General features: G+C 63.4%; 15 protein-coding genes. 6 read left to right on the top strand and 9 right to left on the bottom strand.

Annotated elements, in window-relative coordinates; genetic code table 11:
- From gspM to gspE, 9 genes are read right to left on the bottom strand one after another with little or no spacing between them, the layout of a single operon-like run.
- A complete protein-coding gene (gene gspM, locus H4I92_RS15365; RefSeq protein WP_077531405.1) occupies window positions 1-519 on the bottom strand; it encodes a type II secretion system protein GspM in 519 nt (172 codons plus the stop codon).
- Window positions 520-524: 5 nt separating this feature from the next.
- A complete protein-coding gene (gene gspL / locus H4I92_RS15360; RefSeq protein WP_077531404.1) occupies window positions 525-1,814 on the bottom strand; it encodes a type II secretion system protein GspL in 1,290 nt (429 codons plus the stop codon).
- A 34-nt stretch (window positions 1,815-1,848) separates the two neighbouring features.
- Window positions 1,849-2,895, bottom strand: a complete 1,047-nt coding sequence (gene gspK, locus H4I92_RS15355) for a type II secretion system minor pseudopilin GspK (protein WP_077531403.1) — start codon at window positions 2,893-2,895, stop codon at window positions 1,849-1,851.
- On the bottom strand, window positions 2,892-3,632 hold the full coding sequence (gene gspJ, locus H4I92_RS15350; protein ID WP_077531402.1) for a type II secretion system minor pseudopilin GspJ: 741 nt from the start codon (window positions 3,630-3,632) through the stop codon (window positions 2,892-2,894). The genes gspK and gspJ overlap by 4 nt, the downstream gene beginning before the upstream one ends.
- The gene (gene gspI / locus H4I92_RS15345; RefSeq protein WP_179105733.1) at window positions 3,629-4,018 is read right to left on the bottom strand and encodes a type II secretion system minor pseudopilin GspI; all 390 of its coding nucleotides are present in this window, start codon (window positions 4,016-4,018) and stop codon (window positions 3,629-3,631) included. The genes gspJ and gspI overlap by 4 nt, the downstream gene beginning before the upstream one ends.
- Complete coding sequence (gene gspH, locus H4I92_RS15340) at window positions 4,018-4,560, bottom strand: type II secretion system minor pseudopilin GspH (protein WP_179105732.1); 543 nt, start codon at window positions 4,558-4,560, stop codon at window positions 4,018-4,020. Before gspH ends, gspI begins: the two co-directional genes overlap by 1 nt.
- Before the next feature lie 7 nt (window positions 4,561-4,567).
- A complete protein-coding gene (gene gspG, locus H4I92_RS15335; protein ID WP_077531399.1) occupies window positions 4,568-5,011 on the bottom strand; it encodes a type II secretion system major pseudopilin GspG in 444 nt (147 codons plus the stop codon).
- A gap of 7 nt (window positions 5,012-5,018) precedes the next feature.
- Window positions 5,019-6,227 (bottom strand): type II secretion system inner membrane protein GspF, encoded by a 1,209-nt coding sequence (gspF, locus tag H4I92_RS15330; RefSeq protein ID WP_077531398.1) that lies wholly within the window; start codon window positions 6,225-6,227, stop codon window positions 5,019-5,021.
- Between the two features lie 3 nt (window positions 6,228-6,230).
- On the bottom strand, window positions 6,231-7,730 hold the full coding sequence (gene gspE, locus H4I92_RS15325; protein ID WP_077531397.1) for a type II secretion system ATPase GspE: 1,500 nt from the start codon (window positions 7,728-7,730) through the stop codon (window positions 6,231-6,233).
- A gap of 96 nt (window positions 7,731-7,826) precedes the next feature.
- Between gspE and H4I92_RS15320 the strand changes: the two genes are divergently transcribed.
- From H4I92_RS15320 to H4I92_RS15295, 6 genes are all read left to right on the top strand, one after another.
- Complete coding sequence (locus H4I92_RS15320) at window positions 7,827-8,459, top strand: type II secretion system protein N (RefSeq protein WP_077531396.1); 633 nt, start codon at window positions 7,827-7,829, stop codon at window positions 8,457-8,459.
- A gap of 15 nt (window positions 8,460-8,474) precedes the next feature.
- Window positions 8,475-9,107: a transglutaminase-like cysteine peptidase gene (locus H4I92_RS15315; protein ID WP_077531395.1), complete on the top strand. Its 633-nt coding sequence runs from the start codon at window positions 8,475-8,477 to the stop codon at window positions 9,105-9,107.
- A gap of 78 nt (window positions 9,108-9,185) precedes the next feature.
- Entirely contained in the window at window positions 9,186-9,569 is a 384-nt protein-coding gene (locus H4I92_RS15310) for a MerR family transcriptional regulator (RefSeq protein WP_077531394.1), read from the top strand.
- 26 nt (window positions 9,570-9,595) lie between these two features.
- Window positions 9,596-10,759: an isovaleryl-CoA dehydrogenase gene (locus tag H4I92_RS15305; RefSeq protein ID WP_077531393.1), complete on the top strand. Its 1,164-nt coding sequence runs from the start codon at window positions 9,596-9,598 to the stop codon at window positions 10,757-10,759.
- Window positions 10,760-10,762: 3 nt separating this feature from the next.
- Window positions 10,763-12,370 carry a carboxyl transferase domain-containing protein gene (locus H4I92_RS15300; RefSeq protein ID WP_077531392.1) on the top strand — a complete coding sequence of 536 codons (1,608 nt, stop codon included), beginning with the start codon at window positions 10,763-10,765 and terminating at the stop codon, window positions 12,368-12,370.
- A gap of 10 nt (window positions 12,371-12,380) precedes the next feature.
- A complete protein-coding gene (locus tag H4I92_RS15295; RefSeq protein WP_218668234.1) occupies window positions 12,381-13,178 on the top strand; it encodes an enoyl-CoA hydratase-related protein in 798 nt (265 codons plus the stop codon).
- Window position 13,179: the final 1 nt, after the last annotated feature.

The raw sequence follows: 13,179 nt of genomic DNA, 5'->3' as shown, positions 1-13,179 counted from the left end.
TCAGGGTTCAAGGGTCAGGCGGGCATCCACCAGACCGGGTTCGTCAGTTCTGTCCAGAGAGGCCTGGTCCACGGCCAGTCCGTACTCACTCTGGAGATGGCCCAGCCACTGGGTCAGGTCCGTGAAAGGCACCGCCTCAAGCCAGAGACGCATGGCGTCATCACCGCTGGGCTCAAAGCGCTGCAGCGGGAGCCCGGAGCGGTCCGCTGAATCCGTGACTGTCTTGAGCAGGTCCGCATCACCGAGTGAACCGCCCTGCCCGGATTCATTCGCCTCTGAGAGACGCTCGAGCTCCTGTTCCCGGGAGCTGATCCAGGCAACCTGCTCGCGGGACTGCTGCATGCGTTCGTAGCCCTCGCTGCGGAACTCAACAATGGGCTGCCAGATTCCGAGGTACAGGATGGCCACAGCCAGTGCGGCGACCATGATCTGCAGGGCGCGTCGGTCGCGGTGGCTCAGCTGGTCATACTGGGCAATCGCGGCGCGTACCGCCGGGATCCTGCGGATTGTCTCACGCATCTGTCTCAACCTCCCTGCCTGACCGTGAGCCGGGCTTCGGTGCCGTCGTCACTGTTCACCACGGAGCCGATGCGGGCACTGAATCCGGAACTGCTGAGTCCGTTGCGCATGGCATCCAGTTGGGCAAAGCTCTCGCCGCGCAGCTCAATACGGAGTTCACCCCGGCTGCGGCTGAACTGGATGGTATCAAAGCGCAGGCTCTGCGGATCATCAAGCCCCTGATACTGTTGCCCTGTGGCTCTCAGCATCGCCAGGAAGTCACCACCGGACCCTCCATCGCGAGCCGCGCGGATCTTGCCCTTGGTCACACGCCTCAGGTTGTCGGCATCGGTACGGCTTTCATCAGGAAAGTACTCGCGGTAGATCGCAACCGCCTGCTCATTAAACCGCTGTGCCTGATTCCGGTAATAAACGCCCTCCGCCACCATGAAACCGAGCTGAGCGGCAATGCCAATCGCCGCCACGATGGCCACGGGCCGCCAGCGCCGCAGGGGGGAGTGCCCGCTGGAAGCGGGTGCGTAATCACCCTGGCACAGGTCGACCGCTTCCGCATTCCCCCCCACCAGGCTTTCGACCATCAGACGTAGGGGGGGCTGTTCCAGAGTTTCCACGTGAATCAGGGCGTCCGGGTGCTGCTCCAGTGATGCTAAAGCCATCCGGTGCTGTTCCGCCGCGTGCGGTGTTGCCAGAACGCGAGCGCCCTGTGGCGTCTCGGCGCCGTAGGATTCAATGAGCGAATCCAGAAATACGGACAGCCCCTCAACGGGCACCTGGTACCAGCCGCTGCCGTGCTCCTGGATCAGCGCCTGGCTTTCCTCAACAAGGATGGTCCAATGGTGCTGGACGGCGGGCAGCAGCATCGCGTCCGCGTGGATGGCCCGAACCGGGTACCCGAAGGTATCGAACCACGCGGCATAGGCATCCATCCGCTCACGGTCGATGGCAGCAACCTGCCACTCATTGCGCGTCTGTGTGCCCAGTGCGAGATGGACCGAATCGATGTCCTGAGCCAGCTGTTCCTCCACAGCGAAAGGTAGTGCCTGGCGAATCATGCGTTTCTGGCGACCTGGGATGCGCGCGGAACAGGGCGTGACATCCAATGTTGGAATGATACCGATGACCTCTGCCGCTTCCACGCCGATGGCCTCAAGCCGGGTCTCCAGGTTCTCCCTCGAATCGCCCTGCCCCTCACCACCGAGGTTTCCGGACGCATCCAGAAGCACCCAGTCAAAACCGTCAGCATCGGAACCTTCACCGGCCTCGGCTCCTGCTCTTATGTAGAGTTGATAGGCCATATTAACCGTCTTCTCTGATCCTGTTCACAGGCGCCTACTCGGACGCCTGAACCTGTTCCTTCGTGATCAGTTGGCTTCTGCCGGTGTCCCGGGACAGAATCCGTATCGTGCCATTGCGTGTGCGCTGGGCCTTGGAAACCAGCCGATACACTGTACCACTGACGCTGACCCTTGCGGCGATCTCGAAGAAGTTCGTGCTCACACCAAGCCCGTCCGACTCCAGCCCCAGACCGGCGAACTCCGGCAGCGCAAGGAACTCCTCCACACTTTCAACCGGCGATTCCCGCAGTGTCTGCCGGATGCTTTCCGCCTGCCCCTGGCTGATGCGGTCATGCAGTGAGCGTAGCACGGCGGTCGAGGCGAAGTTGACGTTGAGCATGTCATCCCGGTTCGGCAGTGCCGTGACGTGCGGTCGCAGGCGCTGATAGGCCGCTTCGGTCATGCCATCCAGAAGCCGCACTTCGGTCACGCTGACAAAGGGCTGATCGGCCGCCCGGTAGGGTGGGTCGAGGAGCATGTAATCGCTGTCCTCGGCGCCGGCCGCACCGGTGCGCTCGTCATCCGCATCCACCCAGTCCACAAAGGTTTCCGGCCTGACATTCCGGATTTCCAGAACGCGCAGGAGCCGTTGCAACCGGTTGCGCTGGAGCTGGTTAATGCTCCCGTCCACCTCTGTCAGGGCATTGAGGTTGAGCCGGCCCTGCAGGTCGTTGATCTGGGCTTCAATGACGCCTTTGTCCACCGGCAGCGCCAGCGCCGACCGTGCCCATTCCTCGCTGGGATGATCCACTTCGCGGCGGGTCGAGGTTCCCTCCTGGTCAGTGCCCTGACTGCCCTCCTGGTTTTCCTCCGGGGTATTACCGCCGCCCTCAAGGTCCCTTGCCAGGAACTGGCGGGCAAAGGCCTCTGCGCCCAGCGCCAGGCTGCGGGCGTCATTCTGGGCCAGGTAGGTGGTGGCGCCACGGATCATGATGCTCTGGCGGCTCAGCATACCCGAGGCCAGGATCGATCCGAGGGCAAAGGCCATCAGGACGATGATCAGCGCCACACCATGCTGACGTGTAAAACGGCGGGCGCTCATTCGTCGTCCTCTCCGTTTTCGTTGTCCCCGGTATCACCATTGTCCCCGCTCCCCTGGCTGCCCATGGGCGGAACCTGCGGACCCATCGCCATGGGTTCGCCCAGTGCGACCAGACGCCGAAGGGTACCGAAGCGCTCATGGTCGATGACCACTTCCACTGCGCGTGGCATGGGCATCCGCAGGACATCCGTGCCCTCCGCTTCGGCAAATCCGCTGCTGTCGCCACTGTCACCCGGCCACTGGTTGAGCCACTGGCCGTTGGTGTCCCGGAACTGGACCTCCACGGATTCCACGTTTTCAAGCAGTTCCTGCTCGCGGCTGCGCGTGTTCTGGGCGCGGTCCAGGACCGGCCAGTATCGCCGTATCAGGCGCTCTTCCAGTTCGTCGTATTCCCAGGCCACGCGCTGGAGTTCACTGCGTTTGTCTCCCAGAGGGTTGCGCCAGCCCTGACGCGTAAGCTCCAGCTTCGCGTCACTGATACGGCTGGTCAGCGCGGGCAGGCGCTCGCCGTAGGCATCCTTTACGGGGCGCTTAACCGCCTGCAGCAGATCCCGTTCCAGCAGTGACACGGTTTTCTGTACGTCCCGGAAGGCTCCGGAGACCCTTTCGATGCCTTCTCGGGAATTCACCAGGGTGTTCATGACCTGCCATACTCCCAGCGAGATCATGCTGGTGATGAACACCGCAATCAGAACCTCAAGCAGCGTGAAGCCCTTTTCCGGATGCGTCCTTCTCATCGGTTGCGCTGCCCCAGAAAGCCTGTAAAAACCAGCTGCTGCACGGGATCGCCCCTCTGGTCCACGCGGTAAAGCGTCATCTCCACCCGCCGTATCGCCGGATCCTCGGTGTCGCTGACCGCCGTCTCCACTTCCCACTCGTGGCCGCCGAATTCCACCTCATCGTCGGATTCACCGGTTGCGGGCATCTGATCCTGGAGGCGCATCTCCGTTAGGCGGTTCTGGGCGATCCAGGAGGCCATGGTCTGGCTTTCGATCCGCCGGTAATTGTTCATGTAGCCGGAGGCGACCTGCTGCAGGGTTGCTGCCAGAAGGCCGAAGATCATCAGTGCGATCATCACCTCCATGAGGGTGAAACCGTGAGCGCGATGGGGCGTTCCGGGCATTAAAGACGCTCCCTGTAGTCCGGGTCGCCGGGCTGAAGCCATTCAACCCCGGTGGCGCCGTCACTGGTCAGAAGCTGGGCGCTTCCATCATCGGCGCCGTCCCACCAGAGGTAGAGATCGAAGGCGGTGGACTCGCCGGAGGAGAAAAACACCAGGTCCGGTTCCGGCTGGTCTTCGTCCTGGGTTTCCAGCGCATCCGCCTCGCCACCGTCAGTGTTCAGCTCCAGTTCGACCCATTCAGGAATGCTCGCCCCGGTGAGACCGCCACGCGGGAGCGGGGTCCACTGGGCCTGGTCGCGGTCCAGCTGGACAAAGCCATAGCTGTCATCCCCAAACCGGACGCCGATCTCCCGGTTGGTCATGACGGCTTCCTCCGAGGCCGCCTGCATCCTGAGATAGAGGCTACGGGTCATCTCCTCAAGTTCCCGCCGTTCGCCGCCACCACCAATGCTGAGCCCGACCAGGCTGATCAGCAGACCAACCATGACCAGCACCACCATCAGCTCGATGAGCGTGAACCCCGCTAACCGCCGGCGCCCCATGCCGGACTTACTCTTCCACGTCCCAGACGCTGATGTCCGCATTCACGCCTTCGCCGCCCTCGCGGCCGTCCGCACCATAGGAGTAGAGGTCGTAAGGGCCCTCGGAGCCGGGCTGGACATACTGGTAGTCATTGCCCCATGGATCCTTGGGGATGGCGTTCATATAACCCTCCGGGTTCCAGTTCGAGGGCTCGGGGGAACCGCTGGGCTTCTCAACCAGTGCCTCGAGCCCCTGCTCCGTTGACGGGTAATGGCTGTTGTCCAGCCGGTAAAGATCCAGGGCACTGCTGATGTTGCGCAGCTGTGCCTCAGCGGCTGTTACGCGCGCCTCATCCCCGCGGCCCATGATGTTCGGTGCCACCAGCGCCACCAGGAGCCCGAGTATCACCATTACCACCATGATCTCAATCAGCGTGAAACCACGACTTCGATCTGCATATTGCTTCGTCATTAACGTCTCAACCCATCAGTTGGCTCATGTTCATAATCGGCAGCATGATCGCTAGTACGATGATCAGTACCACCCCACCCATCACCAGCAGCATCAGGGGCTCGAACAGCCCGACCAGCGCGGAGATCTTGCCCTGGAGATCGTTTTCCTGGTGCGTCGCAGTGCGTTCCAGCATCCGGTCCAGTTCGCCACTGGCCTCGCCACTGCCAATCATATGGATCATCATCGGCGGGAAATACCCGGTATTCTCCAGAGCATTCTTGAGTGACCCACCCTCGCTCACGGATTGGGTCGCTTCCCGGATCCGTTCCTTCAGGTATTCATTGGACAACACTTCGCCGGCGATACGCATTGCCTCCACCAACGGAACGCCACTGGTTGTGAGGATACTCACAGTACTCGCGAAACGGGACGTGTTCAGACCGCGGACGAGTCGGGAAATAAAGGGGATGTGAAGCAGCTGGCGGTGAACCTTGAGCCGGAAGGACGGGCGCCGCAGTGCCAGACGGAACCCGATGCCCGCAGCCACCAGTAATACCAGCAGCAGCCAGCCCCAGTCCACAAAGAAACTGCTCACGGCCAGCAGCCCCTCGGTCAGCGGCGGCAACTCCTGACCGCTGCGTACGAAGACCTCAATGATGTCCGGCACCACATAGGTCAACAGGAAGATCACGATGGCAATGGCCACGAACGTCAGGATGACCGGGTAGATGGCCGCAAGCTGGATCTTCTGGCGTGCCTCCTGGCGCGCTTCGGTGTAGTCCGCCAGGCGGTTCAGGACCAGATCCATGTGGCCGGCATGTTCCCCCGCAGCGACGGTGGCGCGGTAGAGGTGAGGAAAGGCGGACGGGAACTCGCCCAGGCTGCCGGCCAGCGTATGGCCTTCCAGAACCTTGGCGCGGATGGCCAGCATCATGCTCTTGATGCGGGGCCTGTCCGCCTGGTTGGCAATGGCCGAAAGGGCCTGCTCAACCGGGATGCCGGACTGGATCAGGGTCGCCAGCTGCCGGGTGACCAGAGCAAGGTCCGCCGCTGACAGGCCGCGGCCCAGTGTGAATCCGGAGCGCTGCTGGCGTTCACGGGTTGGTGATACCTCGAGCGGCGCCCAGCCACGGTCCCGCAGCTGTTGTCGAACAGCGCGCGCACTGTCGGCTTCCAGAACGCCCTTTTTCTGCTTGCCGCGCGTGTCGAGAGCCCTGAATTCAAATGCCGCCATGGATCATCCCCGGTGCGTCACCCTCAGTACTTCCTCCACCGTGGTGGTGCCGTTCAGGATCTTGGCAACGCCGTCGGCATGGATGCTGGGGCCTCGTTCGCGCGCCGCCTGTTCAAGGGCCTGTTCAGCGGCACGGTCGTGGATCAGCGTCCGCAGGCCCTCGTCGATCCCGATCACCTCGTAGATGCCCATGCGGCCCCGGTACCCCAGCTGATTGCAGGCATCGCAGCCGCCGTGATGATAGATGGTGGGCGGGTTGTCTGGGTCGGCGCCCAGGAAGCGGCATTCGGTGGCATCCGGCGTGTAGGCTTTGCGGCATTCCGGGCACAGCACCCGTACCAGGCGCTGGGCCACAATGCCGGCAAGACTGGAGGAGATCAGGAAGGGCTCCACCCCCATGTCGATCAGCCGGGTGATGGCACCGGTGGCAGTGTTGGTGTGCAGTGTGGAGAGCACCAGGTGCCCTGTCAGACTGGCCTGGACCGCAATCTCGGCGGTCTCCAGGTCCCGGATCTCACCAATCATCACCACATCCGGGTCCTGGCGCAGGATGGCGCGCAATCCTCGGGCAAAGGTCATTTCCACCTTGGGATTCACCTGGGTCTGGCCGATGCCCGGGAGGTTGTACTCGATCGGATCCTCAACAGTGAGGATATTACGCGACCGGTCATTGATCTCGGACAGCGCGCCATAAAGGGTTGTGGTCTTACCGGAGCCCGTTGGTCCGGTAACCAGGAGAATGCCGTAGGGGCGATTGACCAGATCCTTAAGCAGGCTGAGGTCACGATCGGCCATGCCGATGGAGTCCAGCTCCAGGAGCCCCGCCTCCTTGTCCAGAAGCCGCAACACCACACGCTCGCCATTGGATGAAGGCATGGTGGAAACACGGATGTCCACTTCGCGGCCGGCCACGCGCAGCGAGATGCGCCCGTCCTGGGGAACCCGTTTCTCCGCGATGTCCAGCCGCGCCATGACCTTGATGCGCGAGACCAGCAGTGGCGCCAGCGCCCGCTTGGGCTGCACGACCTCCCGCAGGACGCCGTCCACCCGAAAGCGCACAACCAGGCGCTTCTCGTAGGTTTCAATATGGATGTCCGAGGCGCCGCTCTTGATGGCTTCGGTCAGGATGGCGTTGATCAGGCGGATGACCGGGGCATCATCCTCCTGCTCCATCAGGTCCTCGGTCTCGGGAACCGATTCCGCCAGGCTGGCCAGGTCCATGTCCTCGCCGATGCCCTCAACCATCTGCATGGCTTCTTCGGAATCGTTCTGGTAGGCGCGGGTCAGTGCCTCATCAAACGCCTCGGCCTCCATTTCCCGGATGCGTGCACGGCCACGGCTCAGGCGCGTCGCCTCGGCAATGGCCCGTGCCGAGGCACCAGGGCGCACCAGAAGCTCCAGCTCGCCCTGATCGTCCGGGGTCAGCACAACGCCATTGCGTCGGGCAAAACTGAAGGGCAGTCTAGCGTCCTTGGAGCGGGTTTCGTTCAGGGTTTCGCCCATGTCGCAAACCGTGCGTTGTTGGTTTGTGGTTACGTTAGTATCCCGGGATAATGAAGGCAACCATCATTCCTGGCCACCGGAAAGGGCTGATTGTCCATGGAAAAACGCATCAATGCCATGCCCGTGATCACAGCAGTGACGCTTGCTGTGACTATTGCGGCTGTGATTGGCTGGCAAGGAGTACGCGTGGGTGACCGTATTTCCAAGACGCCGCAGTCAGCTGCCGGGCACAACAGCACGGGCGACAGCACTGATGGCGGCAAAGGCGAGGCGCCGAAGCTTGAAGAGCTGGCTTTTTTCGGAACGCCGGGTGAGGAAACCACGGGGTCCGTTGAACGTGCGGAAACCCTTCCCGAAACCAACCTCCAGCTTATGCTGCGGGGCGTGATGGCCGGCGATACGGAAAACCGCGACAGTGCCCTGGTGGAGGGGCCTGACGGCAAGACCGAGGTCTACCGCGTTGGGGACGCCCTGCCCGGCAACGCGAGCCTGCGCGAGGTGCGTCAGCGCCGTATCGTCATTGAGCGTGCCGGTGCCCTGGAAACCCTTACCTTTCCTGAAAGCCAGGGTGGAAGGCTGGCCTTGAACGGCAACCAGCAGTCATCGACCAGCAACAGCAGCAGTGATACGGCGGACGAAGCGGCCACGGATACCTCCACGCCCAGTGAGCGTTCCAGTTCGGATGTCCGTGGCCGGCTGGAAGAACTCCGTAAACGCCTGAGCAACTGACCGGGTAATCCGCCCATGCGCCTGGCTGTATTAATGGTGTTGCTGATCGCAGGCCTGGCCCACGGCATTGACCTTGGACGGGATCTGCTTGCCTACGTCGAGCAGCAATTCGGTGATGAGGCCCGCTCGCGGCTGACGGCCTGGGAGCAGCTCGTGGCCGAGCACGAAGGTGCCAGTGAAGTGCGCCAGATCCAGGCGGTGAACCACTTCTTCAACCAGCGCGAGTTCGTTACCGACCGAGCACACTGGGGGCGTACGGATTACTGGGCCACACCGGTTGAATTCCTGGCCACCAATGCCGGTGACTGCGAGGAATTCGCCAATGCCAAGTACATGACGCTGCGTGCCATGGGCGTTCCCGAGGAACGTCTTCGCATCACCTATGTGGACGCCATCCACCTGGAACAGGCGCACATGGTGCTGGCCTGGTACCCCGAGCCGGGTGCTGAGCCCATGATTCTCGACAATCTGGTGAACCGCATCCAGCCCGCCTCCCGGCGCCAGGATCTCAGGCCCGTCTACAGTTTCAACGGCACAGACCTCTGGCTCAGCCGGGACGAACGCTCGGACCGTCGTGTCGGCAGCGCGGACGAAGTCGAACAGTGGCGTCATCTCCGCAATCGTATGCTCAACGTTACAGGTAACTGATCCCGCCCTTCCCCATTGATCAATTGCGCCGTATTCGGGTTTACGTTAACGTCAACGTTAAACATGATGGAGTCCTGCATGACGGCTGTAACCCAGACCACCTACACCATCAGCGACCTGGCGCGGGAGTTCGACATCACGACCCGCACCATCCGCTTCTATGAGGAGGCCGGTCTCCTCGACCCCCACCGCGAGGGCCAGCAGCGGATCTACAGCGACGCCGATCGGGTCAAGCTGAAACTGATCCTCCGTGGTAAGCGTCTGGGCTTCAGCCTGGCGGAATCCAGGGACATCATCGAGATGTACGATCCGTCTTCCGGTAACGAACGGCAACTCAATGCGTTACTGAGCAAAATTCGGGAACGACGTGAACAGTTGAACGAACAGATGCGCGAACTCCAGCTGATGCAGGTGGAGCTCGACGAGGCGGAGAAACGCTGCCTCGATGCCATGACCCCGTAACCAACAACAAGAACCCGGAGCGCCCCATGACCTACCCCGGCCTCAGCTTCAATCTCGACGACACCACCGCCATGCTCCAGGACCAGGTGCGCCAGTTCGCCCAGGGGGAGATTGCCCCGCGTGCGGCGGCCATCGACAGCGAGAACGCCTTCCCCCGTGATCTCTGGCCCAAGCTGGGCGACATGGGCCTGCTCGGCATGACGGTCTCGGAAGACGACGGCGGCACCGGCATGGGGTATCTCGCCCACGTCATCGCAATGGAGGAGATCAGCCGCGTCTCCGGCTCCGTGGGCCTCAGCTACGGCGCCCACTCGAACCTCTGCGTCAACCAGATCTTCCGCAACGGCAACGCGGAACAGAAGGCAGCCTACCTGCCGAAACTGATGACCGGCGAACACGTGGGCGCGTTGGCCATGAGTGAGCCCAATGCCGGCTCGGACGTGGTCAGCATGAAGCTGCGCGCCACCCGTGATGGCAACGGGTTCCGCCTCAACGGCAGCAAGATGTGGATCACCAACGGCCCGGACGCGGACGTCTACGTGATCTACGCCAAGACCGACCCGGAAAAGGAAGCACGGGGCATAACGGCCTTCCTGGTCGAGCGCGACACGCCGGGCTTCACCCATGGGCCCAAGCTGGACAAGCTGGGCATGCGCGGCTCCAACACCTCGGAACTGATCTTCCAGGACGCCTGGGTGCCCGAGGAGAACATCCTCGGCGCAGAGAACGACGGCGTGCGGGTCCTGATGTCCGGGCTGGACTACGAGCGCGTGGTGCTGGCCGGCGGCCCTGTCGGCATCATGCAGGCCTGCCTGGACCTGGTCCTGCCCTACGTGCACGAGCGTAAACAGTTCGGACAGGCCATCGGTGAGTTCCAGCTCATCCAGGCCAAGGTTGCGGACATGTACACCGAGCTCAACGTCTGCCGCTCCTACCTCTACACCGTCGCCGCTGCCTGTGACCGGGGCGATACCAGCCGCAAGGACGCCGCCGGCGCCATCCTCTACTGCTCCGAAAAAGCCACGAAAATGGCGCTGGAAGCCATCCAGATCCTGGGCGGCAACGGTTACATCAACGAATACGCCTCAGGCCGGCTGCTGCGCGACGCCAAGCTCTACGAGATCGGCGCCGGCACCCAGGAGATCCGGCGCATGCTGATCGGCCGGGAACTGTTCAAGGAAACGGAGTAAGCCATGGCCATCCTCGAAACCTCCGTGGATACCCAGGGCAGCCTCTTTCAGGAACGCCGTGAGCACATGCAGGCCCTGGTCGACGATCTCACCGAGAAACTCGCCACCATCAGCGAGGGCGGCGGCGAGAAGGCCCGGGAACGCCATCGGGCCAAGGGCAAGCTGCCGGTACGCGAACGCATCAACCGGCTGCTCGACCCGGGCTCCCCCTTCCTGGAGCTGGCGCCCATGGCCGCCTATGAGGTGTACGACAGCGAAGTGCCGGCCGCGGGCGCCGTGGGCGGTATCGGGCGGGTGAATGGCGTTGAGTGCGTCATCCTCGGCAACGACGCCACCGTTAAAGGCGGCACCTACTTCCCGCTGACCGTCAAGAAACACCTGCGGGCCCAGACCATTGCCGCCGAGAACCACCTGCCCTGCATCTACCTGGTGGATTCCGGCGGCGCCAACCTGCCCGAGCAGGACGAGGTTTTTCCGGACCACGACCACTTCGGCCACATCTTCTTCCGCCAGGCCAACCTCTCCGCCAACGGCATCCCCCAGATCGCCGTGGTCATGGGCCCCTGCACCGCCGGGGGCGCCTACGTGCCCGCCATGGCGGACGAGGCGATCATGGTCGAGGGCCAGAGCACCGTCTATCTCGCGGGACCACCACTGGTGAAGGCCGCCACCGGCGAAACCGTCTCCGCCGAAGAACTCGGCGGCGCCGACATGCACACCAGTACTTCCGGCCTCGCGGACCATCTTGCCCACGGCGAGGAGGACGCCCTGGAACGGGCCCGCGCCTGCATCAGCAACCTCAACTGGCAGAAAGGCGACTGGCTGACCCGGCGCGAGCCCCGGGAACCACTCTACCCCGCCGAGGACCTGTACGGCATCGTGCCCACGGACCTGAAAACCCCCTATGACGTGCGCGAGGTCATCGCGCGGCTGGTGGACGGCTCCGAATTCGACGAATTCAAGGCCCGCTTTGGCACCACCCTGGTGTGCGGCTTTGCGCACTGGGCCGGCATGCCCGTGGGCATCATCGCCAACAACGGCATCCTGTTCTCGGAATCGTCCCAGAAGGGCGCGCACTTCGTGGAGCTGTGCTGCCAACGCGGCATCCCGCTGGTGTTCCTGCAGAACATCACCGGCTTCATGGTCGGGCGCGAGGCGGAACAGGGCGGCATCGCCCGCCACGGCGCCAAGCTGGTCAACGCCGTGGCCTGCGCCGGCGTGCCCAAGTTCACCGTCATCATCGGCGGCAGCTTCGGCGCGGGCAACTACGGCATGTGCGGTCGCGCCTACGAACCCCGCTTCCTGTTCATGTGGCCCAACGCGCGCATCGCCGTCATGGGGGGCGAACAGGCTGCCGGTGTGCTGGCGGACGTGAAACGCGGTGCCATCGAGCGCCAGGGCGAGACCTGGTCCGAGGAGGACGAGCAGGCGTTCAAGCAGCCCGTGATCGACCAGTTCGAGCGCCAGTCCCACCCCTACTACGCCAGCGCCCGGCTCTGGGACGACGGCATCATCGACCCGGCAAAGACGCGCGAGGCCATTGCCCTTGCCCTGTCCGCCGCCCTTAACGCGCCCGAAGCCGACACCCGTTACGGCGTCTTCCGGATGTAAGGAGCTCCAGATGAGTAACATCGACAATGCGGTGCTCGTCGACACGCCCCGGGCAGGACTGCGCCGCATTCGGCTGAACCGCCCGGAGAAGCGCAACGCCTTCAATGCGGCGATCATTGCCGAGCTGAGCAACGCCATTGAAGCGGCCACCCGTGACAACACGGTACGCGCTGTTCTGTTGGCTGCCGAAGGCAAGCACTTCTCCGCCGGCGCCGACCTGGAATGGATGCAATCCACCGCCGCCATGAGCGCGGAGGAGAACCGTGAGGACGCACTGGCGCTCGCCCGCCTCATGCGCCTCCTGGACGAATGCCCCAAACCCACGATCGCCCGGGTCCAGGGGGCCGCTTTCGGCGGCGCGCTGGGGCTGATCTGCTGTACCGACATTGTCATTGCCAGCGAGGACGCGAAATTCTGCCTCAGCGAAGTGCGCCTCGGCCTCGTGCCGGCAACCATCGGGCCCTATGTGGTGCGTACCCTCGGCCAGCGCCAGGCCCGCCGTTACATGCTGAGCGCCGAACTGATCGAGGCGGAACAGGCACGGGCGCTGGGGCTGGTGCACGAGCTGGCGGACCCGGAGGCCCTCGATAAGCGGGTGGACGCCGTGGCAAGCCAGCTCATGCAGGCCGGACCGGAGGCCCAGGGCGAGTGCAAGCACCTACTGCGCCAACTGGACGACCCGGCGGCGGAAGACGGTGTGGATGAATTCACGGCCGCCATGATCGCCCGGGTTCGCACCGGTCCCGAGGGCCAGGAGGGCCTGCGGGCGTTCCTGGAGAAGGACACGCCCTCCTGGCGGGAGACCTGAA

It is taken from the genome of Vreelandella halophila (genome assembly GCF_019903425.1).
In the GTDB taxonomy this organism is placed as follows: Bacteria; Pseudomonadota; Gammaproteobacteria; order Pseudomonadales; family Oleiphilaceae; genus Halospina; species Halospina halophila.
Note: the sequence above shows the minus strand (reverse complement) of the source record. Positions and strands in the feature narration are given on the sequence as shown.